The organism is Baekduia sp., assembly GCF_035685985.1.
GTDB lineage: Bacteria > Actinomycetota > Thermoleophilia > Solirubrobacterales > Solirubrobacteraceae > Baekduia.
On record NZ_DASRZV010000022.1, the window covers coordinates 67,009 to 91,543 of the forward strand.

A 24,535-nucleotide genomic window follows, 5' to 3' on the forward strand; every position below is an offset into this window, starting at 1 on the left:
GCGGTGCTCACGACAGCGCCGCGCGCGCCGCCGGCGTCCCAGCCGGCGACGCGTCGCGGGCCGCCTGCTCGCGCAGCCGCCGCCTGAGCGCGCGTCGTTCCCCGAACGCGCGCAGGATCACCCGCGGGTCGCCGCCCGTGGGCGACCCGGCGGTACGGGGACGGTGGGTGACGCCGACCTCGGCGAGCCGCCAGCTCGCCAGTCGCGCGCGCACGAGCAACTCGGTGGAGATCATCGCCCCGTCGCTCTCCAGCGGCAGCTCGCGGACGGCGTCGCCGCGCACGAGCTTGAACGCGCAGTCGACGTCGCGCACCCCGACGCCGAACGACGCGCGCATCAGCCGGTTCCACGCGGCGGCCGACAGGCGCCGGAACGCCGGGTCAGCGCGCGCGATGCGGTAGCCGACCACGAGGTCGGCACCGCCCGCGCGCGCCCCGGCGGCAACGAGGCGCGGCAGTTCGTTCAGGTCGAACTGCCGGTCACCGTCGGTCAACAGCACCCAGTCACCGGTCGACGCGTCGATCCCCGTCCGCACCGCGGCGCCGTAGCCGCGGTTGCGATCGTGGCGCACCAGCCGGACCTCCGGGAACGTCGCGGCCAGCATCGCGGCGATCGTGGCGGTCTGGTCGGTGGATCCGTCGTCGACGACGATGACCTCGTGCCGCAAGGCTGAGGCGCCCGCCGCGATCCGCGCGTCGTAGACGGCGGCCGCGACGTTCGGCGCCTCGTCGTAGCAAGGGAGGACGACCGACAGGGAGGGCAGGAGATGGGTCATGGCTTCCTCTACTCTCCACCGCCGCCTCAGCCGTGCCTGAGCGCAGTGTTGGGACCATGTTGGGAATCGGTGGACGACCGCCGGGCAAGAGGTAGCGTCCTGCGTCATGGACGCGCGGATCCTCCTCGTCGAAGACGATCGGGACCTCCGCACGACGATGGCCGCGGCGCTCGCCGCCGACGGCCACGCGGTCGACGAGGCGCCGGACGGGACCGACGCGCTGGGCCGCCTGGCCGAGCGCGAGTACGACGTGGTGCTGCTCGACGTCGGGCTCGGCGCGCCGCCCGACGGCGTCGAGGTCTGCCGCCGGCTGCGCGGCGCCGACACCGACGTCTACATCATGATGCTGACCGCGCGCGACGCCGAGGCCGACGTCGTCCTGGCCCTGGAGGCGGGCGCCGACGACTACGTCACCAAGCCGGTCGGGATCGCCGAACTGCGCAGCCGCGCGCGGGCGGCGCTGCGCCGGGTTCGGCGCGCCCCCGACGGCGTCGCGGGCGCGAGCGGCGGCGCGGCGCGCGACGGCGTCCTGCGCCACGACTCGCTCGTCCTGGATCCCGCGGCGCGCACGGCCCGCGTCGGCGACGAGCCGCTGCACCTGACGCCGTCGGAGCTGGCGGTGCTGGAGGCGCTGATGACCGCGGGCGGCGCGGTCCTCTCGCGCCCGCAGCTGGTGCTGGCGATCTACGGCGACGACGCCTTCCGCGACCCACGGGCGGTCGACTTCCACGTCCACCACCTGCGCGACAAGCTGGCGGCGGCGGGCGGCCGCGCCGAGTGGGTGGTGACCGTGCGCGCCGCGGGCTACCGGCTGGATCGGTGAGACCGCGACGCCTCGGCATCCGCGGCCGGGTCCTGGCCTCGCTGCTGCTGGCCAGCGTCGCGACGCTCGCGACCGCCGTGCTGGTGACGCTGCCGCTGCTGGAGAGCCGGCTGGAGGCCGACCGGCTGGCGGACCTGCGCGGGCTGGCGCGGACCGCGCGCCCGGCGCTGCAGTCGGTCTCCCCCGCGCACCTGAAGGCCGGGTCGCCGGAGCTGACCGGGATCGTCGACCGCCTCCAGGACCGCACCAGCGGCCGGGTGCTGCTGTACGACGCGCGGGGCCGGACGCTGGCCGACACCTCGCCGCGCCAGGTGACGCCGGACATCGCGCTCGCCGTCGAGGGGCGGCTGCGCGCGCGCCCGGGCAACGACGAGACCACCTCGGGCACCGCGCACGGCCTGGCCTACGCGGTGGCCGCGACGCGCGTGGGCGGCGAGCGGCTGACGCTGGTGATCGCCAAGCGCCTGGACGACACGCGCGCCGCGTCGCAGGTGCTGCGCCGGGCGCTGCCGTGGGCGGGGCTGGTGGCGGTCGTGGTCGCGGTGGCGCTGGGCCTGCTCCTGAGCCGCGGGTTGTTGTCGCGGTTGACGCAACTCCATGCGGATGCCCGCGCGCTGCACGAGGAGGGCCTGGACCATCACGTGGCGGTGTCGGGCGGCGACGAGATCGCCGACGTCGCGGGCGCGCTGGAGGAGATGCGCGCGCGGCTGGCCGACGAGGAGGCGTCCCGCAAGGCGTTCCTGTCGACGGCCAGCCACGAGCTGCGCACGCCGCTGGCCACGTTGCAGGCGACGCTGGAGCTGCTGCGCGAGGGCGCGGTGGACGGGCGCCTGGACGCCTCGGCGACCGCGGCCCAGGCCGACGTCGCGCTGCGCCAGACCTATCGGCTGACCGCGCTGGCGACCGACCTGCTGGACCTGAGCCGGATCGACGGCGCGGCCCCGCTGCGCCGCGAGCCGCTCGAGCTGCTGGAGCTGACCTCGGGCGTGGCGCGCGAGTTCGGCGCGCGGATGAACGGCCGCAAGCTCGACGTCGACGGCGACGAGGTGATCGTCGCCGCCGACCCGCTGGCGACCGCGCGGATCGTCCGGATCCTGCTGGAGAACGCCCGCGCGCACGGCGCGGGCGACATCCACGTGATGGTCATGCCCGACGGCAGCCGGGCGCGGGTGACCGTCCGCGACGAGGGGACGGGCGTCTCGCCGGGCGAGATGGAGCGGCTGTTCGTGCGCTTCGCCCGCGGCGAGTCGGCGCGGGACCGCCCGGGCGCGGGCCTGGGCCTGCCGATCGCGCGCGGCCTGGCGCACGGCATGGAGGGCGAGGTCACGCACGTCGGCGGATCGGCGTTCGTCGTCACGTTGCCCCGCTGGATCCCAACGGATCCCTGAGCGCGGCCTTAAGCCCGTGCGGTGCGCTGCGGCCAGCATGGTTCGCCGCGTCGTCGCCCTCGTCACCGTCCTCAGCGTCCTCGCCGTGGTGACCGGGTGCGGCGTGGCGGCCTCGCCCGGCACCCGGGCCGGGCAGCAGGGCGGCGCGGCGGCGATCGCGACCACCTCCACGACCGCCGCCGCGTGCGCGCGCACGGACGCCTCGGAGCTGCGGGTGATCGCCCGGCGGCTCTACACGGAGTCCGCCGGCGGCGCCAACGTCGTGTCGGCGCAGCGGCGGCTGGCGCGCTCCGGGCGCCTGGCCGCGGCGGTCGCCGCCGGCTCGCCCGCGCGCACCGAGGCGGCGCTGAAGCCCCTGCTGCGCAGCCAGATCACGCGCATCGCGATCTGGACGCCCGAGGGCCGCACGCTCGCGCGGGACGGGACCACCGACGCGCCCGCGCCGGTCTCCGGGACGATCACCGACGCGCTCGGCCTGCCGGTCGGCCACTACCTGCTGTCGGTGAGCAGCGACGCCGCGCTGGCCGGCGAGCTGGCGGTGGTCACGGGCGCCCGCGCGCGGGTCGGCAGCGCGACGGCCGACGACGGCCCGAGCGCGTCGTCGGCCTCCACCACCCCGGTCGTGCTCCCCGAGACCGCCTACCCGGACGGCCCGTTGAACGTCTCGCTCACGGTCCCGCCGGCGATGCTGCGCACGTGCGGCGCGACCGCCGCCGCGACCCGCATGGCCGTCGTCGCCGCCGTGGGACGGCGCGTGCTCTACGGCGAGAGCGACGGCAGCGAGGCCCACCGCGTGCTGCACCACGTCGCCACCGACCGCGGCTTCGAGGCGGCGGTCGCCCATCGCGACCCGGTCGCGCTGCGCGCCGCGATCGTCCGCTTCTTCCGCACGCCGTGGATGCACGTCGTGCGGATCCGGGCCACCGACGCGCAGGGACACCTGATCGGCGACGTCGGCGGGCCCTACGTCCTCTCCCCGATCAGCGGCCCGGTGGTCGACGCCCACGGCCGTCAGGTCGGGACCGTCACGCTCTCGGTCCAGGACGACAGCGGCTACGTCAAGCTCCTGGACCGCTTCACCGGCGCCGAGGTGCAGCTGGTGCGCGACGGCCAGACGATCCCGCAGAGCAACCTGCTGCCCGTCGACCCCAGCGCGCGCACGACGCTGACCGCGACGGCCTTCCCGTCCGGCCCGCTGCAGGTCGTCCTCGAGCTGGCTCAGGCCTAGACCACGCTGTCGGGCACGGTCAGCGACTCGAAGACCCGGACCGCGTAGCGGTCGGTCATGCCCGCAAGGTAGTCGACGACGCGCTGGCCGAGGTCGGCGTCGGGCGCGCCGCCGTGGTCGGGCAGGCGCGACGGGTCCGAGAGGTAGTGGTCGAAGAGCGTCCGCAGGAGGCGGTCGATCTTGGCGTGCTCGGCGCGCTGGCGAACGCCGAGGTAGACGCGGTCGAACATGAACGTGCGCAGCTCGTCCATGGCGGCGGCGGCCTGCTCGCCCTGGACGATCGCGTCCGCCGGACGGGAGTGCTCGACGAGGTCGTGCACGAGCGCGTCGATGCGGTGCGAGCCGGTGTCGCCGAGGATCGCGATCGGCTCGCGTGGCAGGTCGGCCTCGCGCAGGATCCCGGCGCGGACGGCGTCGTCGATGTCGTGGTTGATGTAGGCCACGCGGTCGACGATGCGCACGATCGCGGCCTCGAGCGTCCGCGGCGCGGGCGAGCGGCCGGAGTGGCTGAGGATCCCGTCGCGCACGTCGGTGGTCAGGTTCAGCCCGCGGCCGTCCTTCTCCAGGACGTCGACGACGCGCAGCGAGTGCTCCCAGTGCCGGAAGCCGCGGCCGGATCCGAAGCGGTCCTTCATGCACGCGTCCAGCACGGCCTCGCCGATGTGCCCGAACGGCGCGTGCCCGAGGTCGTGGCCCAACCCGATGGCCTCGGTCAGGTCCTCGTTGAGCGCCAGCGCGCGGGCGACCGTGCGGGAGACCTGCGTGACCTCCAGCGTGTGGGTCAGCCGCGTGCGGTAGTGGTCGCCCTCGGGCGAGACGAAGACCTGGGTCTTGTGCTTGAGGCGGCGGAACGCCTTGGAGTGCGTGATCCGGTCGCGGTCGCGCTGCAGCGGCGAGCGCAGGCCGCAGTCGGTCTCGGGCACGCGGCGACGGGCCGGGTAGGAGCGGGCGGCCAGTGGCGACAGGTGCTGCTCCTCCCACGACCGCTGGCGTGCGGCGAAGGCCTCGGCAACCTCGCCCGGTGCGGCAACGACGTCCATCATCTGGCTCCGATCTTCGGAAGCGATCCCGCCCATCCTGCCTGCGGGGGCGAACACTGCACTCCACCGTTGTAGCGTCGTGACGATGCTCGCCCTGGTCGCCGCCGCGCACGCCCCGCACGTCGAGCTCGCCGAGGTCCCCGACCTCGCGCCGCCGCTGCCCGACGAGGCGCTGGTCGACGTCCGCGCGTTCAGCCTCAACCGCGGCGAGGTCCGCGCGCTGGCCGAGGCCGAGCCGGGCCGGCCGCACGGCTGGGACGTCGCCGGCGTCGTCGCCCGCGCCGCGGCCGACGGCAGCGGCCCGCCGGAGGGCACCCGCGTCGTCGGCCTGAAGCACCCGCCGGGCGGCTGGGCGCAGCGGGCCGCGATCCGGACCGAGCTGCTCGCGCCGCTGCCCGACGCGGTGAGCTTCGAGCAGGCCGCCACGCTGCCGGTCGCCGGGCTGACCGCGCTGCGCGCCCTGGAGGTCGCGGGCTACGTGCTGGGCAAGCACGTCGCGATCACCGGCGCCTCGGGCGGCGTCGGGCGCTTCGCGATCCAGCTCGCCCACGACGGCGGCGCGCACGTCACCGCGGTCGCCCGCCGCCAGGAGGGGCTGGAGGAGCTGGGCGCCCACGCGGTCGTCGACCGGCTCGACCCCGAGGGCGACGGCCCGCTGTACGACGCGATCCTCGACGGCGTCGGCGGGCCGGTCCTGGGCGACGCGATCCAGCGCCTGGCGCCCGGTGGCGTCGCGGTCTCCTACGCGAGCACGATCCCCGAGCCGGTCCGGTACCCGACCCGCTCGCTCTTCGGCCGGGCGCCGCGGGCGAGCGTCCGCGGCCTGTTCCTCTTCGACGAGCTGGCGCACACGCGCACCGGCGCCGCCGACCTGCGCCGCCTGGCCGAGCGCATCGCGATCGGCCGCCTCGACGTCACGCCCGACCTCCTCGCCTCCTGGCGCGAGGCGCCGCGCGCCGTCCAGGCCCTGCTCGACGGCGAGGTGCGCGGCAAGGCCGTGTTGACGGTGGACTAGTGTCGTGACACTAGTCGGGCTCGTCGACGCCCCGCGCGCGGCGCCGCATCGCCCGGAACGCGTAGGGGTCCTCATGGGTGCGCTGCTCGGTCCACGGGTCGCCGTCGTTGTGGTAGCCGTTGCGCTCCCAGAAGCCCGGCTCGTCGTGGTCCATCAGCTCGATCGACTGCACCCACTTGGCCGACTTCCACAGGTAGCGCGACGGCACCAGCAGCCGCGCCGGGCCGCCGTGCTCGCGCTGAAGCGGCGCGCCGCCGGCGTGGGTGGCGATCAGCACGTCCTCGTCGCGCAGCGCGGAGAGCGGCAGGTTGGTGGAGTAGCCGCCGTAGCAGTGGATCAACGCGTGCGTGGCGGACGGCCGCGGCGCCGCGCGCTCCAGCAGCGGCGCCACGCGGAAGCCCGACAGCTCCTGGTCGAAGCGCGACCAGCGCGTCACGCAGTGCAGGTCGCTGACCTGCGACACGCGCTCCAGCTCCGCCAGCTCCTCCCAGCGCAGGGCGTAGGGGTGGTCGACCTCGCCGTAGAAGGCCAGCGACCAGCGCGCGGTGTCGACCTCCGGCGTCGGACCGACGGTCAGCACCGGCCACTTGACCGTCGGCGACTGGCCCGGCGGCAGGCGGTCGGGGTCGAGGCCGAGCTTGATCGCGCGCTTGCGGCCGCGCTCGCCGAACAGCTTGGAGGTCAGGTTCGCCATGAGAGATCCGGGTCGACGTCCCGGATCGCCGCCTGTGCCGCCGCGACCCGGGCCACCGGGACACGGTAGGGCGAGCAGGACACGTAGTCGATCCCGCTGTGATGGAAGAAGTCGATCGAGTCCGGGTCGCCGCCGTGCTCGCCGCAGACCCCGAGCTTCAGCTCGTTCTTGACCTTCCGCCCCAGCCACGCGCCCATCCGCACGAGCTGGCCGACGCCCGGGATGTCCAGGGTCTCGAACGGCGAGCGGTCGAAGACCTTCATCTCGATGTAGCGTGCGAGGATCCGGCCCTCGATGTCGTCGCGCGAGAACCCCAGCGCGGTCTGCGTCAGGTCGTTGGTGCCGAAGGAGTAGAAGTCGGTCTCGTTGGCGATCGAGTCCGCCCGCAGGCACGCGCGCGGCAGCTCCATCATCGTGCCGATCGAGTAGTCCGCGCCGCGCTGGAGCCCGCGCTCGGCGGCCAGGCCCTCGATCTGCTCGCGCAGCAGCTGCAGCTCGCGGCGGTAGTCGACCAAGGGCACCATGATCTCGGCGTGCACGGCGACCCCGCGCTCGCGCGCCGCGGTCAGCGCCGCGAAGATCGCCTCGACCTGCATCGCGTAGATCGCCGGGTAGAGGATCCCGAGGCGCACGCCGCGCAGGCCGAGCATCGGGTTGACCTCCTGCAGCGAGACCGCGCGGTCCCGGGCGCGGCCGGGCTCCATGGTCTCGGGGTCGGGGAGGAACTCGTGCAGCGGCGGGTCCAGGAGCCGGATCGTCACCGGCAGCCCGTCCATCGCCTCGAAGATCCCCTCGAAGTCGCCCTGCTGCAAGGGGAGCAGCGCGCCGAGGCAGCGGCGGCGCTCCTCGTCGTCCTCGGCCAGGATCACCTGCACCATCTTCTCGTGGCGGTCCTCGCCGAAGAACATGTGCTCGGTCCGGCACAGGCCGATGCCCTGCGCGCCGAACTCGCGCGCCTTGGCGGCGTCGGCGGGCGTGTCGGCGTTGGTGCGGACGTCGAGCGTGCGCAGCTCGTCGGCCCATTCCAGGATCGTGGTGAACGCGTCGCCCATCACCGGGTCGATCAGCGTCACGTCCTCGGTGGTGACGGTTCCGGTGGTGCCGTCGATGGCGATGAGGTCGCCGGCGTGCAGCGTGGTGTCGCCGACGCGCATCGTCCCGGCCGCGAGGTCGACGTCCAGCGCGCCGGCGCCGGTGACCGCCGGGACGCCCATGCCGCGCGCGACCAGCGCGGCGTGCGAGGCCTTGCCGCCCTCGGAGGTCAGGATCCCCTTGGCGGCGTGGAAGCCCGCGACGTCGTCGGCCTCGGTGAACGGGCGCACGAGGATCACGGCGCGCCCGTCGGCGGCCGCCTGCACGGCCTCGGCCGCGCGGAAGACGATCGCGCCCTTGGCCGCGCCCGGGGACGCCGCCACGCCCCGGGCGAGCACGTCGTAGGTGGCGTCGGGGTCGAAGGTCGGGTGCAGGAGCGCGTCGAGCTTCTCGGCGTCGATGGTCATGAGCGCCTGGGCCTGGTCGAGGAGCCCCTCGCCCACCGCGTCGACCGCGAAGCGCACCGCCGCCTGCGCGGGGCGCTTGGCGTTGCGGGTCTGCAACATGTACAGCTTGCCCTCTTCGACCGTGAACTCGGTGTCCTGCATGTCGCCGTAGTGCTGCTCGAGTTGGCGCAGGATCGAGAACAGCTGCTGGTGGACCTCCGGCTGCCAGTCCTTCAGCTCGCGGAGGTCGCGCGGCGTGCGGACGCCGGAGACGACGTCCTCGCCCTGGGCGTTGGGCAGGAAGTCGCCGGAGGGCTCGGGCTCGCCGGTGACCTCGTCGCGCGAGAACGCGACGCCCGATCCCGACGTGTCGCCCTTGTTGCCGAAGACCATCTGCTGGACGTTGACCGCCGTGCCCCAGTCGTCGGGGATGCGGTTGATGCGTCGGTACTGCACGGCGCGATCGCCCATCCAGGAGTCGAAGACCGCGCGCACGGCGCCGGCGAGCTGCTCCTGGGGGTCGGACGGGAAGTCGTAGAACCCCTTGAACGTGGAGGTCAGCTCGCGCAGCGCGGCGACGTCCAGCTCGGTGTCCTCCTCGACGCCCCGCGCGTTCTTGCAGGCCTTGATCGCGTCCTCGAACCGCTCGCCCGGGATCCCGACGACGACGTTGCCGTACATCTGCACGAAGCGCCGGTAGGAGTCCCAGGCGAAGCGCTCGTTGCCGGTCTTGTCGGCCAACCCCACGACCGACTCGTCGTTCATCCCGAGGTTGAGGACCGTGTCCATCATCCCCGGCATCGACTCGCGCGCGCCCGAGCGGACGGAGACCAGCAGCGGGTCGTCGGGGTCGCCGAGGGTCTTGCCGGCGTGCTCCTCGAGCTGGGCGAGCGCGGCCGCGACCTGGTCGTCCAGGCCTTCCGGGAACGCCTTGCCGGCGTTCATGTAGGCCACGCACGCCGCGGTGGTGATCGTGAAGCCCGCGGGCACGCGCTCGGGGCCGAGCACGCGCGTCATCTCGGCGACGTTGGCGCCCTTGCCGCCGAGCAGGTCGCGCATGTCGCGCGACCCTTCGCTGAACTCGTAGACCCACTTCTCGGCGTCAGCGCTCATGGCGCCGCAATCTATCCGTGCGAGGCGGCGCGCAAACGGACGTGCGCGTGGTGCTCGACGGTCTCGGCGATCGCGCGCTCGGCCTGGCGCAGCGCACGCTCGGAGCCCTGCGGCGCCTGCGCGAGCGGTTGGGCGAGCGCGGCGGTCAGGAACTCGTGGGTCTCGGCGGCCAGCGGGAAGCCGCCGCCCTCGCACGACGCGCAGACCACGCCGCCCGCGGCGCCGGAGAAGCCGACGAGGTGGTCGCGCTCGCCGCAGGACGCGCACGCGGCGAGGTAGGGCGCGAAGCCGCCGGCGACCAGGAGCTTGAGGCGGAACGCGAGCTGGTTGGCGTGGCCGGCGTGGGCGGCGTCGGCGTCCAGCAGCGCCAGCTCGTTGCAGAGCAGGTGGAAGACCGGCTCGGAGGGCTCGGCCTCGCCGAAGAGGCGGTTGACGGCGTCGCAGGCGCGGGCGGCGGCGTCGATCGCCGCGCCGTTGGAGCGCAGCTTGGAGTAGGGCGCGAGCGTCTGGGCGCTCGTCACCGTCAGCAGGTCGCTGCGGCCCTCGTGGAGGACCAGCTCGACGCGGCAGAACGGCTCCAGCCGGCCGCCGAAGCGCGAGCGCGTCTTGCGCACGCCCTTGGCGATCCCGGACAGGCGGCCGCGCTGCGGCGTGTAGAGGTGCAGGATCCGGTCGGCCTCGCCGTAGCGGATCGACCGCAGCACGACGGCCTCGGTCTTCAGCGCGCCGGCCACGGGAGAACCCTCGCTATACTTGGTGAAGTAATGGCCGCTGTCACCGTCTACACCACCGATCCCTGCTCGTTCTGCGTTCGCGTGAAGCAGCTCTTGGCCGCCCGCGACATCGCGTACGACGAGATCAACCTCGCCAAGGACCCGCAGGGTCGCGCCGAGCTGCTCGAGCGCACCGGCATGATGAGCTTCCCGCAGGTCATCGTCGGCGAGGAGCTGGTCGGCGGGTTCCAGGAGACGCTGGCGGCCGACCGGTCCGGCAAGCTGGCGGAGCTGCTGCAGGCCGCGGCCTGATCTTGGCCGCGGCGGCCGAGCCGCTCAAGGCCGCCGCCTGACCCGCGGCCGGGGCTGGCAGGACTCGCACACGTAGGTCCCCCGCCCGGCCGCGACGAGCTTGATCACGGTCGTGCCACAGGTGTGGCACGGCTCACCCCGGCGCAGGTGCACCAGGAAGTCGTTCTGGAACGCGCCGGAGACGCCGTCCGGGTGGCGGAAGTCGTCGATCGTCGAGCCGCCGGCGTCGATGCCCGCCGCCAGGACGAGCTTCACCGCGTCGGCCAGCGCCGCGCACTGCGTGAGCGTCAGCTGCCCGGCCGGGCGCAGCGGATGGATCCCCGCGCGATGCAGCGCCTCGTCGGCGTAGATGTTCCCGACGCCCGCGACGTGGCGCTGGTCGAGCAGGAACGCCTTGACCGGCGCGCGGCGGTTCTTGGCCATCGCCCGCAGGGCGCGGCCGTCGAAGTCGTCCGACAGCGGCTCGACGCCGAGCTTGCCGTCGAAGAACGCGGCGAGCCCGTCCGGTCCCAGCGCCAGCTCGCCGGTGCCAAAGCGGCGCGGGTCGCAGAACCGCAGGACCTGGCCGTCGTCGAGCGTGAAGATCACCCGCTGATACGGCGTGTCGGGCGCCGGATCGAGCAGCAGGTTCCCGGTCATCCGCAGGTGGACGAGCAGGTACACGTCGTCGGTCAGCTCGAAGATGAAGTACTTGCCCCGGCGCCCGAGCCGCTCCACGCGGCGCCCCTCCACGGCGTCGACCACATCCTCCGGCGGCCGCGCCACCGTCCACCGCGCATCGAGGATCTCCACGCGCGCCAACGTCCGCCCCTCGACGTGAGGGGCGAGCTGGCGGCGGATCGTCTCGACCTCGGGAAGCTCGGGCATCGCTCTACCCCCTCAGGGTAGGGGCCGCCCCGGCGTCCCCCCGCCCCACCCGGCCCCAGCGGTCCGTGTCGTCTCCTGGTGATCTGTTCACCACGAGACGACACGCGCCCAGCGCGCCGGCCGGCGCCGCGCGCCCTACGCCTGCAGGAACGACGTCCCCGGCCGGTCCGGCACCTCGGCACCGGTGAGCCAGAGGTGGACGGTCGCGCCGACGTCGGACATCGGGCCGTCGTGGCGGTGGGCGTCGGGCTGGGGCTCCGTGACCGCGAGGAGGGGGACGTGCTCGCGGGTATGGTCGGTGTGGGCGGAGAGCGGGTCGACGCCGTGGTCGGCGGTGAGCACCAGCAGGTCGCCGGGCCGCAGCAGGGAGCGCCAGGCGCCGACGGCGTCGTCGATCTCCTTCAGGGCCTCCGCGAAGCCCGCGGTGTCGTGGCGGTGGCCGTAGAGCTGGTCGGTCTCCACCAAGTTGGTGAACACCAACCCCGTCTCGAGCGAGCGGATCAGCTCGGTCGTCGCGGCGAGGGCCTGCTCGTTGGTCTTGCCCTTGTGGGCCTCGTCGATCCCGTGGCCGGCGAACAGGTCATACACCTTGCCAACGGCGTGGACCGGGACGCCGGCGTCGTGCAGCTCGTCGAGGTACGTGCGCGACGGCGGGTCGACGGAGAAGTCCTTCCGGCCCGTGGTCCGGGTGAACGCCCCGGGCTCCCCCGTGAACGGCCGGGCGATGACGCGCCCGACCGCGTGCTCGCCGGTCATGACCTCGCGCGCCGCGGCGCACACCGCGTGCAGCGCGGGCTCGTCCAGGACGCGGTCGTGCGCCGCGATCTGCAGGACGCTGTCGGCCGACGTGTAGAGGATCAGCTCGCCGGTCTTCAGGTGGTGCTCGCCGTAGTCGTCGATGACCTCGGTCCCGGAGTACGGCTTGTTGCAGCAGAACTCGTGGCCGGTCGCCGAGCGCAGCGCCGCCAGCACGTCCTCCGGGAACCCGTCCGGGTAGGTCGGCAGCGGCCGCGGCGTGATCGCCCCCATCAGCTCCCAGTGGCCGGTCGTGGAGTCCTTGCCCGGCCCCATCGGATGCAGCCGCCCGTGGACGACGGGCGCCGCGGCGGCCGGGACGCCGAGGATCTCGGTGACGTTGCCCAGCCCCAGCTCGCCGAGGTTGGGCAGCGTCAGCCCGTCGACCGCCTCGGCGACGTGGGGCAGCGTGCTCGCGCCCGCGTCCCCGTAGTCGGCGGAGTCGGGCAGCTCGCCCACCCCGCAGGCATCGAGGACGACGACGAAGGCGCGGCGCGTCGGAAGGCTCACTCAGGAGACGATACGTGCAGCGACCGCAGCAGCGGCCGGAACACCTTCGCGTCGACGGCCCGGAAGCTGTCGGCGTTCGCGTAGGCGTCGATCACGTACTCGGCCCCGTGCGCGTAGATGTGCGTCGAGCGCACGGTGCGCGGCAGGCCCGCGATGTGCTCCTTGGCGCGGATCTGCACGGCGGGCGCGCCCGCGACCTCGGTGGCCGCGGTCTTGATCTGCTCGAACGTGACGTCGCGCCGCTTGGACGCCGAGACGAGCGCATCGCGCGCGGCCTGCAGCTGGAGCTTGGTCTTCGGCAGCGTCTGGGTGCGTGGGTAGCGCCAGACCGCGACCGTCGCCTGCCCCGCCTGCGCGGTCGCGACCAGGTTGCCCCGGCCGGCGTTGACCGACCAGTCGGCGGGCGGCGTGAACGACACGCCCTGCTTCGGGAACGCGCCGGAGTCCGCGGCGGCGGAGCCGGTGGTCGCCGTCTCGTCCGACGAGCTGCCGCACGCCGAGAGGGCGACGGCGGAGACGGCCACAGCGGTCAGGGCACGCACACGCATGGACCCGGGATCGTGTCACGACCCCCGGTCGGCCTGGACGTTCGGCCGAGGTCCGTCCGCTCAGGCGGCGATGCCGCCTCCGGCGCGCGGATGTGCGTTGAAGTACACGTCCTTCAGGCGCTCCGCACTCAGGTGCGTGTAGATCTGCGTCGTGGCGATGTCGGCGTGGCCGAGCATCTCCTGCACGGCGCGCAGGTCGCAGCCGCCGGCCAGCAGGTGGGTGGCGAAGGTGTGGCGCAGCGTGTGCGGGCTCATGCGGTCCTCCAGGCCGACCGAGCGGGCGTGGCGCTGGACGATCTTGTAGAGGCCCTGGCGCGTGAGCTGCGTGCCGCGGCGGTTGACGAACAGGTGGCGGTCGTCGGAGGTCGCGGTCAGCAGCGGGCGGCCGCGCTCCAGGTAGACGCGCACGGCGGTGACCGCCTCGCGGCCGACCGGGACGAGCCGCTCCTTGGAGCCCTTGCCCCGCGCGCGCAGGACGCCGGCGGTCAGGTCGACGTCGGTGACCTCCAGGTCGGTGGCCTCCGAGGCGCGCAGGCCGCAGGCGTACATCAACTCCAGGAGCGCGCGGTCGCGCAGCGCGCCCGGGTCGGTGCCCTTGGGCGCGCGCAGGAGGCGGTCGACGTCGCCGCGCGACAGGACCTTCGGCAGCTTCTGGGACTTGCGCGGCGCGCGCAGGTCGGCGGTCGGGTCGTGCTCGATGACGTTCTCCCGGCGCAGATGGCGGTAGAACGAGCGCAGGCACGCGGCCTTGCGCTGCAGCGTCGCGGGCCGCGCGGCCGGCCGGCCGTCGCCGCCCTGGGCGAGCGTGTCGAGGAAGCCGGCGAGGTCGGAGTGCTGGGCCTCCAGGACGTCGACCCGCGCCGAGCGCAGGTAGGCGCCGAACTGCAGCAGGTCGCTGCGGTAGGCCTCCAGCGTGTTGCGCGACAGCCCGCGCTCGAACTCCAGGTACGCGAGGAAGTCGAGCACGTGGTGCTCGAGCGCGCGTGCGTCAACGGGTGCCGGTGCGACCGCCATGACCCGTGGTTCGGGGCCGACCGGCTCCCTCCTCGGCGTGCAAGGCCTACTGCAGGAAGCCCGCCAGATCGGTGGAGCCGGGCAGCCCCTGGACCTTCTTGTCGGCCTTGGACGCGACCCGGTACTCGATCGCGCCGGGCGAGATGCGCAGCGTCCGCGCCTTGGCGGTCAGCACGTAGTGCGCGGTGCGACCGTGCTTGACGAGGTCGAACGATCCGGTGCACTTGCCCCGGTCGCCGACCTTGGGCACGGCGACGCAGCGCACGTCGATGCGCTTGGCCGTGGCGCCCTTGCCTTCGATGCGGGCGACGTCGCGGATGCCCTTCTTGAAGGCCTGCAGGGCCTGCGGGTTCTTGACGGCGGCACCGGCGGGCGCGGCGACGGCCGCCGTGAGCGTCGGGGCCACGATCGAGGCCGCGGCGACGAGCGGGAGGAGCTTCTTCGGGGAGTGGGTCATGTCCATGGAACGAACCGGACGGCGAAAGGTCACATCCCGACGTCCGGCAACCGGTCGGTCTGGACGTGGCCGTCCTTGAAGCGCGCCGTGATCTTGACCGACCCGGTCGGGAAGCTGCCGTCGTAGACGGCGATGATCGCGCGCGTCGGCCCCGACGGGATCAGCGTGCGGACGTCGCGGGGTGTCTCCAGCGTCACCGCCACCACGCCCGGCGCGGCCTGGCCGGTGAACGTCATCAGCCCCCTCTGCGTCCGCCGCGCGATCCGGCCGGTGCCGCCGGTGTCCCCGCCCTCCTCGGCGGTGTCTCCCCCGCCCCCGCTCCAGCCGAGCAGGACCGGGTGGTCCTTGAACAGGGACGGGCCGCGAACCCCGCAGGTGCCGCCACCGGTGTTCGCGTTCTCGGTGAGGATGTCGCGCGCGTAGTCGACGCCGCCGACGCGCCCGCCGACCACCCGGCCGCCGCCGCCCTGGCACCACGTCCCGTCGCGGCCCTGGGAGACCGTCATCGCGAACGGCAGCCCGCCGTTGGGGTCGGGGGCGCGGGCGGCGAGGACCGGCCGGCCGCTCGCGCCGCCGCCGATGCCGGGCGCGTGGTGCAGGCCGCCGCCGAGGCGGTGCCCGCGGCCATCGGCGTAGGTCGCCGTGCCGGTGATCTCGCGCTGGTCGGTCTCCGGCCCGACCGCGATGATGTAGGCGTTGTTCGGCGTGCGGTTGGGGACGACCGCGCGCCCCGCGACCTTCAGCGTCACCCTGCGCGCGCCGCGCCCCGCCACGCCCCACGCGACGGTGGACTTCGCGCGCGCCGCGGGCGCGTGCGGATCGGTGATCGGCGAGAGCGTGTCGAGCGTCGGCATCCCGTTCATGTCCGCCTTGCGCGAGCCGCAGGTGGCGACCGAGCCGCCCTGGGCGCCGATCCGCAACGGCCGGAACGTCCCGTCGGCGGTCAGCCACCCGAACCGGCCGGCGTGGATCCGGCCGACCTGGGCGCAGAGCGGGTGGCCGATCACGGGGTCGACGCCGGGGCGCCGCGATCCCGGCCGGACGACGCGCGCGGCGCGGAAGACGCGGACGGCCCAGTCGGGGCCGCCGAGCGGGTCGGCGGCGCGGGCCTCGATCCGGACGGGGCCCTCGGGGCGCAGGTCGACGTCGCCCTCCGGGGCGGCGGCGGGCGCGACGTGGGCGACGGTGTCGACGCCGGGGACGACCTGGGCCGGTGGGCCGGCGGCAGCGGCGCCGCGCGCGATGCCGACCTTGGTCGTCGGGATCGCGATCGCAGCGACCACGCCGCCGAGCAGGCCGGCGATCACCGCGGCGAGGGCGAGCGGGCGCAGGCGCATCTAGCCGTTCCCCCGGGAGATTCGAGGCGTCGGGATCGCGTCGTGGGCGATGCGGGCGCTGCCGTGCACGGTCTCGGCCCTTCCGTTCTTGTAGGTGATGGTCGTCGCGACGGACGCCGGGTCGACGGTCGGCCTCAACACCACCAGGAACGTCCGGCTCGGCGAGATCGCGACCGGGCGGCCGTCGACGGCGACGGTCCGGACGTCCTCCCCGATCCCGCCCCAGACCGCGGTGCGCGGCGCGGTCCGGTGCCAGTCGCCGGAGAACGGGGTGTCGGTGTCGTCCTTCAGCCCGGGCCGCAGCGTGCGGGCGGCGACGTAGAACCCCTTGCGGTGAAGGCCGGAGCCGAGGTCGCCGCAGGCCGCGGGGCTGCGTGGGGCGTCGCGGGTCGGGCGGGCGTAGCCGAACGACGCGCACGAGCGGCCGTCGTTGGCGAACATGAAGGCCTGCAGGCGCCAGGCCGGCCCGCCGAGCGGGTCGGGCGTGACCGACGCGCCGCGCCCGAAGTCGTGCACCTCGCGCTTGCCGTTCTTGTAGATGACGGTCGCCCGGACCGCGCGGTCCTCCGGGTAGCCGCGCAGCGCGATCACGAACATGCCGTCGACCAGCCGGACGCGGCGGGGGCCGCCGGGCCGCGTGTCGACCTCGACGCGCGCGATCGCCCGCCGGTCCCCGACGCCCGAGACGACCGTGCGGACGTCGGCGCGCTCGGCGGCGTCGAAGACGCGCGCGCCGATCAGCGAGACGCCGCCGTCGTGGACCGTGCCGCAGGAGTCGCTGACGCCCTCGGCGATCGGGCGGAAGCGGCCGTCGAGCCCGACCAGGCCGAACGCGCCGTCGGCCGGGTCGACCTGGCCGACCGTCGAGCACAGCAGGCCGGTCTCGCTCTGGGCGACGCGGATCGTCCACGGCAGCAGGCCGGGCTGGGGGTCGGCGGCGCGGATCGACGACACGCGCGAGGTGCCGGGCGCCGGCGTCTGCTCGGGCGGCACCGCGTCGGGCGCCGGGATCACGCTGCCGCGCAGCGCCAGCAGGGTGCCCGCCGCGGCGGTCCCGGCGAGCAGCACGAGCAGCGCGGCGGCCAGCAGCAGCGAGCGCAGCGGCGGACGGCGGTGGCGCGGCCACGCGGACCGCGCCCGGCCGCCCATCGCCGCCGACGACGACGGCGCACGCGCCGTCCGCGCCGCGCGGCGGCGCGCCGCCTCGATCAGGTCCTGCTCCAGCCCCGCGATGAAGTCGGTCATCGCTCCTCTCCCATTCGCGCCCGCAGGACGGCCAGCCCGCGCGAGACGCGCTGGCGCACGACCGCGTCGGACACCTTCAGCTCGGCGGCGATGTCGCCGTAGTCGCGCTCGTGGACGATCCGCGCGAGCACCGCCTCGCGCTGCTCGGGCGGCAGGTCGGCGACGAGGGTCTCGGCGTCCAGCCCGCGCTGCACGTCGACCAGCTCCTCGATGCGCTCCAGGTCGCGGTCGGTCAGCGCGCGCGGCGGCATGCCCAGCGCGCGGCGCGCGCGGTCCTCGACCTGGCCGCGGCGGATCGCGTCGATCAGCCGCGAGCCGGCCATCGTCAGCAGCCACGCGCGGGCGGGCCCGCGGCGCTCGTCGAAGCGGTCGGCCCGCTCCAGCGCCGTGGCGAAGACCTCGGCGCAGAGGTCCGCGGCCAGCTCCGGCTGGCGAGTCCGCGCGAGCAGGTAGGCGAGCACCGCCTTGACGTGCCGGCGGTAGAAGACGCCGAACGCCTCGGGCTCACGCGGCACGGCCCGCAGCAGCGCCGCGTCTGTCGGTTCTTCGGAGGCCACCACCCCTGAGTACGGATGGGGCCCCACCGTTGTGACGAAGACGTCTAGGAAACGCGCCGCAGGCGCTCGTAGAGCAGCAGCCCGAGCACGGTCTTGCTGTCGTGCGTCGCGGCCAGCGCGCCGTCGAGATCGGCCAGCGGCCACCGGACGACCTCGATCCGCTCGTCCTCGCCGGAGTCGTGCTCGCCGTCGGCCTCGCTGAGCCCCTCGGCCAGGAACACGTGCACGACCTCGTCGGTGAAGCCGACCGACGAGCGGTAGACCTTCAGCGGCTTCCAGTCGGCGGCCCGCAGGCCGATCTCCTCGGCCAGCTCGCGCTGGGCGGTCGCCAGCGGCGCCTCGCCGTCGACGTCCAGGCGCCCGGCCGGGACCTCCAGCGAGTCGGGGTCCCCGACGGCCTCGCGCGGCTGGCGGACGAGCCAGACGTGCTCGTCGTCGACCGCCACGATCGCCACCGCGCCGGTCGTGCGGACGATCTCGCGGTCGGCGGTCTTGCCGTCGGCGTACCGGTAGGTCTCGTCGGTCAGCGTGACGATCCGGCCCTCGTGGATCGTGCGGGTGGCGACGCGCTCGAAGTCGCGGGGCTCGTGGCTCATGCCGGCGCGACCTCCTCCAGCAGGGCGTAGGTGATGTCGAGCATCGCCTCCAGGGCTACCACGGACACGCGCTCCGTAGGCTCGTGGTTGCGCTCGGTGCCGTTGGCCAGGCAGACCGTGTGGAAGCCGTGGGCCTCGAACGCGTTGCCGTCGCTCGCGCCGCCGGAGACGATGTGCCGCGGCGCGTACCCGCAGGCGGCCAGCGCGCGCTCGGCGGCGGCGACCGCGGGCGAGGCCGACCGGTGGCGGTAGCCGTCGAAGAGCCGCTGCACGGTGATGTCCAGGTCGCACTCGCAGTCGGGGTCGTTGGCCGCGTCGTGGCAGCGGTCGACCATCTCGGCGACGGTCGACTCGGCGACCGCCGGGTCCAGCGAGCGCGTCTCGGCGAGGATCGCGCAGCGCTCGGCGACCACGTTGGTGGCGTCCGCCAGCCCACCCTCGACGTGCCCGACGTTGGCGGTCGTCCGCTCGTCGAGGCGGCCGAGGCGCATCGAGGCGATCGCGCGCGCGGCGGCGACGATCGCGCTGCGGCCGTCCTCGGGGCGGATGCCCGCGTGCGCGGCGCGGCCGCGGAACTCGGCGATCAGCCGGTAGTAGGTCGGCGACGCCATGACGATCTCGCCGATCGGCGTGGCGTGGTCGTAGACGTAGCCGAACGGCGAGCGCAGCCGCGAGACGTCGAAGCGCTTGGCGCCGGCCAGCGCGGTCTCCTCGGCGACCGTGAGCAGCAGCTCGAACGGCGTGCCGCCCTCGCGCGCCACGCGCTCGGCGGCCACGAGCATCACCGCGAGCGCCGCCTTGTTGTCGGCTCCGAGGATCGCCTCGTGGGCGTTCTCCCAGCCCTCGTCGACCAGCACGGGCTCGATCGGGGTGTCGCCGTGCGGGACCGTGTCCATGTGGCCGCAGAGCAGGACCGCGGGGTCGCCGGCCCCGACGCGCGCCAGGACGTTGCCCGCGTCGTCGACCTCGGACGCGATGCCGGCCGCGTCCAGCAGCGCGATCACGCGCGCCCGCACCGCCGCCTCCGTGCCCGAGACCGACGGGATCGCGCACAGCTCGGCGAACAGCGCGTTCAGCCGCTCGCGCTCGGCCGCCGTGGAGCGGCGCTCGGCGGCCGCGTCCGGGCCGTCCGTCACCGCGTCTCGGCCGCGGCGGCCTCGGCCGACCGCGACGCGCGGACCTCGCCCTCCGGGTGCTGCTCCTCGGCGCGACGCAGCGCGTGGCGCACGAACTCGCGGAACAGCGGCGCCGGGCGCTCGGGCCGCGACTTGAACTCCGGGTGGAACTGCGAGGCCACGAAGAACGGGTGGTCGTGCAGCTCGATCATCTCGACCAGCCGCTCGTCCGGCGACGTGCCGGAGACCACGAGGCCCGCCGACTCCAGCCGCTTGCGCAGCGAGATCGACACCTCGTAGCGGTGACGGTGGCGCTCGTAGATGACGGCGTCGCCGTAGATCTCGCGCGCGGCCGTGTTCGGGTGGACCTTCACCGGGTCGGCGCCCAGGCGCATCGTGCCGCCGAGGTCGCTGACCTCCTTCTGCTCGGGCAGGAGGTCGATGACCGGCCACTCGGTCTCGATGTCGAACTCGGTCGAGTTGGCGCCCGGCATCCCCGCGACGTGGCGCGCGAACTCCGCGACCGCGATCTGCATGCCCAGGCAGACGCCCAGGTACGGGATCTTGCGCTCGCGGGCCACGCGCGCGGCGCGGATCTTGCCCTCGACGCCACGGCCGCCGAAGCCGCCGGGGACGAAGATGCCGTCGGCGTCGGCGAGGCGGCGCACGGCCTCGTCGTCGCTGTCGAGCGTCTCGGAGTCGACCCAGTCGATGTCGACCTTGCACTCGTGCGCGAAGCCGGAGTGGTTGAGCGCCTCCGAGCACGACTTGTAGGCGTCCTCCAAGGCCACGTACTTGCCGACCAGCGCGATCCTGACCGTCTGCTCGGCGCGCTCGGCCCGCTCCATCAGCTCGGCCCAGTCGCCCAGCTGCGCCGGCGGCGCGTCCTCGATGCCGAAGTACTCGCAGATGGCGTCGTCGACCTTCTGGTCGGCGTACCAGAGCGGCACCTTGTAGATGTTGTCGACGTCGATCGCCGAGACCACCGACTCGACCGGCAGCGACGCGAACAGCGCGATCTTCTTGCGGATGTCGAGGTCCAGCTCGTTCTCGGCGCGGCACATCAGCATGTCCGGCTGGATGCCGATGCGGCGCAGCTCGTTGACCGAGTGCTGGGTGGGCTTGGTCTTCAGCTCGCCCGCGTGGCCGATGTACGGCACGAGCGTCAAGTGGATGTACATCGTGTTCCGGCGGCCCGCGTCGACCGGGAACTGGCGGATGGCCTCCAGGAACGGCAGCGATTCGATGTCGCCCACCGTGCCGCCGATCTCCGTGATGACGAAGTCGACGTCGTTGGTCTCGCCGATGAGCTTGATGCGGTGCTTGATCTCGTCGGTGATGTGCGGGACGACCTGGACGGTGCCGCCGAGGTAGTCGCCGCGGCGCTCGCGCCGGATGACCGAGTTGTAGATGCCGCCCGCGGTGACGTTCGACGCGCGCGAGGCGTTGGCGTCCGTGTAGCGCTCGTAGTGCCCGAGGTCCAGGTCGGTCTCCGCCCCGTCCTCGGTGACGAACACCTCGCCGTGCTGGTACGGCGACATCGTGCCCGGGTCGACGTTGATGTAGGGGTCGAACTTCTGGAGGCCGACCGTGAACCCCTTCGAGACGAGGAGACGACCGATCGAGGCGGCGGCGATCCCCTTGCCGAGCGAGGAGACCACACCACCCGTCACGAAGATGTAGCGGGTCTTGCGGTGGGCATCAGGCACGGGCATGGAGGGTAGCCGGAAAGGCGGACGGCGTAATGTGAGACGCCCGACCAGAGACTGATGAGCATGGACAAGATCGCAAAGACCGAGGATCAGTGGCGCGAGGAGCTGTCCCCCGCGCAGTACGCGGTGCTCCGGCAGCAGGCCACCGAGCCGCCCTTCACCGGGCAGTACGTCGACACCGAGACGCCCGGCGTCTACAAGTGCGCGGGCTGCGGCGCCGAGCTGTTCCGCTCCGATGACAAGTTCCACTCCGGCTCCGGCTGGCCGTCCTTCACGGACCCGGCGGTGGCCGACGTCGTCGAGCTGCGCCCCGACACCTCGCACGGCATGGTCCGCACCGAGGCCGTCTGCGCCAAGTGCGGCGGCCACCTGGGCCACGTCTTCGACGACGGCCCCGTGGACAAGGGCGGAATGCGCTACTGCATCAACAGCTGCGCGCTGCGGCTGGACTCCGCGGACGCCTAGTCGCGCGCCCCTCGCGGCGCCGGGTCACGCAACGGCCCGGCGCTCGAGGCCGGATGGCGCCCTGAACTTCGCCATCCGGCCGCGACCGACGGGCCGTCCACAAACCGACCTATTCCCACCTAAGTACGTTCTGTCACCGTTTCTGTGACGGAGACGTCCGAACTCCCCGTGGGAGGTCCGCGTACGGTCTGTTTAACGGGCCCGGGGCGAAAACGTCACGCGAATGAGGCGAGAGCCGGCGTAGGCTCCGCCCATGGAGCACTGGGACCTTCGCGCGCTCGCCGCCGAGCCTCGCCGCCCAGAGGTGCTGCACTCCGCCCGTGGCGAGGCGCGTTCGATCCTCATCCTGCTGCCCGCGGGCGAGGAGCTTCAGGACCATCAGGTGCACGAGCGCGCCTACGTGACGGTCGTCGAGGGCGAGGTCGACCTGGCGGGCACCGTCGGCGGCCCCGGGCTGACCGCGATGTTCGACCCGGGCGAGCGCCACGCGGTTCGGGCGGTGACCGACGCGCGCCTGCTGCTGATCCTCGCGCCCTGGCCGGGACCCGGCCATCCCGGCGCGCGCGACGCGGCCGGCTGAGCGCCCCCGCTCGGGGCACCCGTCAGAGCCCTGACGAGACGGGTCACGGGTCCACCACGTGCTGCCGATTGGACCACCGCTCCCCAGGCCAAGTTGTACGCCTGTGTGACCAAGAGCTTCAAGACGCTCAACCTGACGACGGCCTCGGCCAAGTGCGCGAAGGGCGAGACCAAGGTGTCGTGGAACGTCGAGGGGCCCAAGGGCGCCACGGGCGAGAAGGGCAAGGACGGCAAGAACGGGAAGAACGGCGCCAACGGCAAGGACGGCGCCACCGGCAAGGACGGAGCCACCGGCCCGGCCGGCGCCAAGGGCGACAAGGGCGACGCCGGGGCCCAGGGCGACGCCGGCGCGACCGGGGCCACGGGCGCGACCGGCGCGACGGGAGCCACGGGCGCGACCGGCGCCGACGGCACGCCCGCCGACCTCTCCACCTACCAGCAGCGCGTCACCGGCGTCTGCGCGGCCGGCACGTTCATGTCGGCGGTCGGCGTCGACGGCACCACGACCTGCGCCGGCCCGGCGCTCCCGCTCGCGCTCTCCTCGGCCGGCGCGACCACCGACGGCCTCTCGGTCCTGCTGTCCAGCACCACCAACGGGCACGCCGCGATCGCCGCCGAGCAGGACGGCACCGGCCCGGCGATCACCGCGAAGGCCACCAACGCCAACGGCATCGGCGTGGTCGTCGGCCGCAACGACGGGCCCGGCGGCTCCGGCCTGCGCGGCTTCACGACCGCCGGCAACGCCGCCTACGGCGGCTACGGCGTGCTCGGCCAGGCCGGCATCTCGGGCGGCATCGGCGTCGGCGTGCGCGGCGAGCAGGTCAACCCCGCCAGCTCCTCCAACGCCGTCGAGGCCGTGACCAACGGCGCCGGCAGCGCGCTCTACGCCCAGGGCACGCAGGCCGCCACGTTCGCCGGCGCGGTCACGATCAACGGCAGCCTGACGGTCACCGGCACGAAGTCCGGCTTCCACATCGACGACCCGCGCTCCCCCACGACCCGGACGCTGACCCACACGCCGCTGGAGACCGACGCGCTGATGGTCCGGTACACCGGCAACGTCCGCACCGACGGCCACGGCCGCGCGACCGTGAAGCTGCCGAGCTACGCCGGCGCGCTGGCCGGCGACTGGCGCTACCAGCTGACGCCGATCGGGACCTTCGACGAGGTCATCGTCGCGCGCGAGGTCAAGGACGACACCTTCACGATCCGCTCGCGCCACGCCGGGACCAAGGTGTCGTGGACGGTCACCGGCGTGCGCCACGACCCGCAGGCGCGGGCCGACGGGATCACGCCGGTCCAGGCCAAGCAGGGCGCCGACCGCGGCCGCTACCTCGACCCCTCGCTCTACGGCAAGCCCGCCGCCGACGGGCCGCGCGGCACGGCCAAGGCCGCCCGCGCGTCGGCCCGCACCGCGTCGGCCGCGCCGCGCCTGGCCTCGGCGCGCCCGTAGGCGCGCACGCGTCGCGCCGACCCCGCGTCAGGGACGCTCCCGGTGCGCGGCGTCGGCGTACCGCGGTGGGCACCCGGCGCCGACCGCGGCGGGGCGCAGCTCGTAGTGCCAGGACTCGTTGTCGTAGATCTGGCAGAGCCCGTAGGCGGCGCCGTGGGCCGAGAGCCACGCCGTGGCCGGGCCGGGCCGCAGGTCGACCGCGTCGCCGGACACGTGCGCGGACGTGCCGGGGGTCGCGACCCAGCGGGACGCCTCCTCCGTCGAGCCGTACTTCTCGACCGCCTGCTGGAAGAGGTGCTGCTGGTAGGCCTTCGAGCGCCAGCCGCTGTCGACCAGGAACGTGACGCCGTCGTGGGCGGCGTCGGCTCCGGCGCGGCGCAGCGCCGCGCGGAGCTTCGGATCGAGCCGGGCCACGCCCGCGACCCGGTCGTCGAAGACCGTCGTGCCGTCGGGGACGGCGCCCTCGGCGACGCCGAGCGCCCCGTGGTGGCGGGCGCGGGAGACGTGGTCGATCAGCGCGCTCGCCGGGGACGAGGAGGACCGCCAGTGCCCGCCGGCCAGCGCGACGGCGAGCGCCGCGAGCGCCAGGACCAGGACGGTGACGCGGAGCCGGCGGACCCGGATCGGCCGCCCCGCGCGAACGGGTTCGTCGTACATCACGCGGCCATTGAAGGCCGCGGCGCGTTGCCGGCCCGTATGGCCTTTT

At 74.2% G+C, this 24,535-nt stretch carries 25 protein-coding genes; 8 read left to right on the forward strand and 17 right to left on the reverse strand.

All coding sequences use genetic code 11. The features are described 5' to 3' along the window. Nucleotides 1–7: 7 nt before the first annotated feature. Nucleotides 8–775 (reverse strand): glycosyltransferase family 2 protein, encoded by a 768-nt coding sequence (locus tag VFG42_RS11855; RefSeq protein ID WP_324908598.1) that lies wholly within the window; start codon nt 773–775, stop codon nt 8–10. 106 nt (nt 776–881) lie between these two features. Between VFG42_RS11855 and VFG42_RS11860 the strand changes: the two genes are divergently transcribed. Genes VFG42_RS11860 through VFG42_RS11870 form a run of 3 tightly spaced genes read left to right on the forward strand, consistent with a single transcriptional unit; the run spans nt 882 to nt 4,214 of the window. Further along, entirely contained in the window at nt 882–1,598 is a 717-nt protein-coding gene (locus VFG42_RS11860; protein ID WP_324908600.1) for a response regulator transcription factor, read from the forward strand. After that, complete coding sequence (locus VFG42_RS11865; protein WP_324908602.1) at nt 1,595–2,986, forward strand: HAMP domain-containing sensor histidine kinase; 1,392 nt, start codon at nt 1,595–1,597, stop codon at nt 2,984–2,986. The genes VFG42_RS11860 and VFG42_RS11865 overlap by 4 nt, the downstream gene beginning before the upstream one ends. A 37-nt stretch (nt 2,987–3,023) precedes the next feature. Then, nucleotides 3,024–4,214, forward strand: a complete 1,191-nt coding sequence (locus VFG42_RS11870) for a hypothetical protein (RefSeq protein ID WP_324908604.1) — start codon at nt 3,024–3,026, stop codon at nt 4,212–4,214. Here VFG42_RS11870 and VFG42_RS11875 read toward each other — a convergent pair. Next, complete coding sequence (locus VFG42_RS11875; RefSeq protein ID WP_324908606.1) at nt 4,211–5,257, reverse strand: deoxyguanosinetriphosphate triphosphohydrolase; 1,047 nt, start codon at nt 5,255–5,257, stop codon at nt 4,211–4,213. The genes VFG42_RS11870 and VFG42_RS11875 overlap by 4 nt on opposite strands. 82 nt (nt 5,258–5,339) lie before the next feature. Between VFG42_RS11875 and VFG42_RS11880 the strand changes: the two genes are divergently transcribed. Then, entirely contained in the window at nt 5,340–6,269 is a 930-nt protein-coding gene (locus tag VFG42_RS11880) for a zinc-binding dehydrogenase (protein WP_324908608.1), read from the forward strand. Between the two features lie 10 nt (nt 6,270–6,279). Here the strand turns inward: VFG42_RS11880 and VFG42_RS11885 are convergent, their stop codons facing one another. The 3 genes from VFG42_RS11885 to recO are packed head-to-tail and all read right to left on the reverse strand — an operon-like array spanning nt 6,280 to nt 10,288. Next, nucleotides 6,280–6,963 carry a sulfite oxidase-like oxidoreductase gene (locus tag VFG42_RS11885; RefSeq protein ID WP_324908610.1) on the reverse strand — a complete coding sequence of 228 codons (684 nt, stop codon included), beginning with the start codon at nt 6,961–6,963 and terminating at the stop codon, nt 6,280–6,282. Then, a complete protein-coding gene (gene ppdK, locus VFG42_RS11890; RefSeq protein WP_324908613.1) occupies nt 6,951–9,554 on the reverse strand; it encodes a pyruvate, phosphate dikinase in 2,604 nt (867 codons plus the stop codon). Before ppdK ends, VFG42_RS11885 begins: the two co-directional genes overlap by 13 nt. An 11-nt stretch (nt 9,555–9,565) precedes the next feature. Beyond that, nucleotides 9,566–10,288 (reverse strand): DNA repair protein RecO, encoded by a 723-nt coding sequence (recO, locus tag VFG42_RS11895; RefSeq protein WP_324908615.1) that lies wholly within the window; start codon nt 10,286–10,288, stop codon nt 9,566–9,568. A gap of 30 nt (nt 10,289–10,318) precedes the next feature. Here recO and VFG42_RS11900 point away from each other — a divergent pair, with 30 nt between their 5' ends. Beyond that, entirely contained in the window at nt 10,319–10,579 is a 261-nt protein-coding gene (locus tag VFG42_RS11900) for a glutaredoxin domain-containing protein (protein WP_324908617.1), read from the forward strand. Between the two features lie 24 nt (nt 10,580–10,603). On the opposite strand, the gene mutM is transcribed toward VFG42_RS11900, so the two are convergent. From mutM to VFG42_RS11955, 11 genes are all read right to left on the reverse strand, one after another. Continuing rightward, nucleotides 10,604–11,446 (reverse strand): bifunctional DNA-formamidopyrimidine glycosylase/DNA-(apurinic or apyrimidinic site) lyase, encoded by an 843-nt coding sequence (mutM, locus tag VFG42_RS11905; RefSeq protein ID WP_324908619.1) that lies wholly within the window; start codon nt 11,444–11,446, stop codon nt 10,604–10,606. Between the two features lie 135 nt (nt 11,447–11,581). Beyond that, nucleotides 11,582–12,751, reverse strand: a complete 1,170-nt coding sequence (locus tag VFG42_RS11910; protein WP_324908621.1) for a phosphopentomutase — start codon at nt 12,749–12,751, stop codon at nt 11,582–11,584. Continuing rightward, nucleotides 12,748–13,299, reverse strand: coding sequence for a hypothetical protein (locus tag VFG42_RS11915; RefSeq protein ID WP_324908623.1), 552 nt, complete (start codon nt 13,297–13,299; stop codon nt 12,748–12,750). The genes VFG42_RS11910 and VFG42_RS11915 overlap by 4 nt, the downstream gene beginning before the upstream one ends. A 60-nt stretch (nt 13,300–13,359) precedes the next feature. Further along, a complete protein-coding gene (xerD, locus tag VFG42_RS11920; RefSeq protein WP_324908625.1) occupies nt 13,360–14,265 on the reverse strand; it encodes a site-specific tyrosine recombinase XerD in 906 nt (301 codons plus the stop codon). A gap of 94 nt (nt 14,266–14,359) precedes the next feature. After that, nucleotides 14,360–14,770, reverse strand: a complete 411-nt coding sequence (locus VFG42_RS11925) for a hypothetical protein (RefSeq protein ID WP_324908627.1) — start codon at nt 14,768–14,770, stop codon at nt 14,360–14,362. Nucleotides 14,771–14,799: 29 nt separating this feature from the next. Continuing rightward, nucleotides 14,800–16,107, reverse strand: a complete 1,308-nt coding sequence (locus tag VFG42_RS11930; protein WP_324908629.1) for a hypothetical protein — start codon at nt 16,105–16,107, stop codon at nt 14,800–14,802. Then, entirely contained in the window at nt 16,108–17,352 is a 1,245-nt protein-coding gene (locus VFG42_RS11935; protein ID WP_324908631.1) for a hypothetical protein, read from the reverse strand. Next, nucleotides 17,349–17,909, reverse strand: coding sequence for a sigma-70 family RNA polymerase sigma factor (locus VFG42_RS11940; protein ID WP_324908633.1), 561 nt, complete (start codon nt 17,907–17,909; stop codon nt 17,349–17,351). Before VFG42_RS11940 ends, VFG42_RS11935 begins: the two co-directional genes overlap by 4 nt. Nucleotides 17,910–17,953: 44 nt before the next feature. After that, the gene (locus tag VFG42_RS11945) at nt 17,954–18,505 is read right to left on the reverse strand and encodes an NUDIX hydrolase (RefSeq protein ID WP_324908635.1); all 552 of its coding nucleotides are present in this window, start codon (nt 18,503–18,505) and stop codon (nt 17,954–17,956) included. Continuing rightward, the gene (locus VFG42_RS11950) at nt 18,502–19,641 is read right to left on the reverse strand and encodes a M20/M25/M40 family metallo-hydrolase (RefSeq protein WP_324908637.1); all 1,140 of its coding nucleotides are present in this window, start codon (nt 19,639–19,641) and stop codon (nt 18,502–18,504) included. The genes VFG42_RS11945 and VFG42_RS11950 overlap by 4 nt, the downstream gene beginning before the upstream one ends. Next, nucleotides 19,638–21,335: a CTP synthase gene (locus VFG42_RS11955; RefSeq protein WP_414642379.1), complete on the reverse strand. Its 1,698-nt coding sequence runs from the start codon at nt 21,333–21,335 to the stop codon at nt 19,638–19,640. Before VFG42_RS11955 ends, VFG42_RS11950 begins: the two co-directional genes overlap by 4 nt. A 54-nt stretch (nt 21,336–21,389) precedes the next feature. Here VFG42_RS11955 and msrB point away from each other — a divergent pair, with 54 nt between their 5' ends. From msrB to VFG42_RS11970, 3 genes are all read left to right on the forward strand, one after another. Beyond that, nucleotides 21,390–21,797, forward strand: coding sequence for a peptide-methionine (R)-S-oxide reductase MsrB (gene msrB, locus VFG42_RS11960; protein ID WP_349260412.1), 408 nt, complete (start codon nt 21,390–21,392; stop codon nt 21,795–21,797). A gap of 253 nt (nt 21,798–22,050) precedes the next feature. Beyond that, nucleotides 22,051–22,377: a hypothetical protein gene (locus tag VFG42_RS11965; RefSeq protein ID WP_324908643.1), complete on the forward strand. Its 327-nt coding sequence runs from the start codon at nt 22,051–22,053 to the stop codon at nt 22,375–22,377. A 105-nt stretch (nt 22,378–22,482) separates the two neighbouring features. After that, nucleotides 22,483–23,829 (forward strand): hypothetical protein, encoded by a 1,347-nt coding sequence (locus VFG42_RS11970; protein WP_324908645.1) that lies wholly within the window; start codon nt 22,483–22,485, stop codon nt 23,827–23,829. Nucleotides 23,830–23,856: 27 nt separating this feature from the next. Here VFG42_RS11970 and VFG42_RS11975 read toward each other — a convergent pair whose 3' ends face one another. Next, nucleotides 23,857–24,486, reverse strand: a complete 630-nt coding sequence (locus tag VFG42_RS11975) for a M15 family metallopeptidase (RefSeq protein ID WP_324908647.1) — start codon at nt 24,484–24,486, stop codon at nt 23,857–23,859. Nucleotides 24,487–24,535 lie beyond the last annotated feature (49 nt).

Excerpts from the sequence above, each read along its gene's own strand:
- VFG42_RS11855 (WP_324908598.1), bottom strand. The coding sequence starts at position 775 with ATGACCCATCTCCTGCCCTCCCTGTCGGTCGTCCTCCCTTGCTACGAC.
- VFG42_RS11860 (WP_324908600.1), top strand. The coding sequence starts at position 882 with ATGGACGCGCGGATCCTCCTCGTCGAAGACGATCGGGACCTCCGCACG.
- VFG42_RS11870 (WP_324908604.1), top strand. The coding sequence starts at position 3,024 with ATGGTTCGCCGCGTCGTCGCCCTCGTCACCGTCCTCAGCGTCCTCGCC.
- VFG42_RS11875 (WP_324908606.1), bottom strand. The coding sequence starts at position 5,257 with ATGATGGACGTCGTTGCCGCACCGGGCGAGGTTGCCGAGGCCTTCGCC.
- VFG42_RS11880 (WP_324908608.1), top strand. The coding sequence starts at position 5,340 with ATGCTCGCCCTGGTCGCCGCCGCGCACGCCCCGCACGTCGAGCTCGCC.
- VFG42_RS11885 (WP_324908610.1), bottom strand. The coding sequence starts at position 6,963 with ATGGCGAACCTGACCTCCAAGCTGTTCGGCGAGCGCGGCCGCAAGCGC.
- ppdK (WP_324908613.1), bottom strand. The coding sequence starts at position 9,554 with ATGAGCGCTGACGCCGAGAAGTGGGTCTACGAGTTCAGCGAAGGGTCG.
- VFG42_RS11900 (WP_324908617.1), top strand. The coding sequence starts at position 10,319 with ATGGCCGCTGTCACCGTCTACACCACCGATCCCTGCTCGTTCTGCGTT.
- mutM (WP_324908619.1), bottom strand. The coding sequence starts at position 11,446 with ATGCCCGAGCTTCCCGAGGTCGAGACGATCCGCCGCCAGCTCGCCCCT.
- VFG42_RS11915 (WP_324908623.1), bottom strand. The coding sequence starts at position 13,299 with ATGCGTGTGCGTGCCCTGACCGCTGTGGCCGTCTCCGCCGTCGCCCTC.
- VFG42_RS11925 (WP_324908627.1), bottom strand. The coding sequence starts at position 14,770 with ATGACCCACTCCCCGAAGAAGCTCCTCCCGCTCGTCGCCGCGGCCTCG.
- VFG42_RS11930 (WP_324908629.1), bottom strand. The coding sequence starts at position 16,107 with ATGCGCCTGCGCCCGCTCGCCCTCGCCGCGGTGATCGCCGGCCTGCTC.
- VFG42_RS11935 (WP_324908631.1), bottom strand. The coding sequence starts at position 17,352 with ATGACCGACTTCATCGCGGGGCTGGAGCAGGACCTGATCGAGGCGGCG.
- VFG42_RS11945 (WP_324908635.1), bottom strand. The coding sequence starts at position 18,505 with ATGAGCCACGAGCCCCGCGACTTCGAGCGCGTCGCCACCCGCACGATC.
- VFG42_RS11955 (WP_414642379.1), bottom strand. The coding sequence starts at position 21,335 with ATGCCCGTGCCTGATGCCCACCGCAAGACCCGCTACATCTTCGTGACG.
- msrB (WP_349260412.1), top strand. The coding sequence starts at position 21,390 with ATGAGCATGGACAAGATCGCAAAGACCGAGGATCAGTGGCGCGAGGAG.
- VFG42_RS11965 (WP_324908643.1), top strand. The coding sequence starts at position 22,051 with ATGGAGCACTGGGACCTTCGCGCGCTCGCCGCCGAGCCTCGCCGCCCA.
- VFG42_RS11975 (WP_324908647.1), bottom strand. The coding sequence starts at position 24,486 with ATGTACGACGAACCCGTTCGCGCGGGGCGGCCGATCCGGGTCCGCCGG.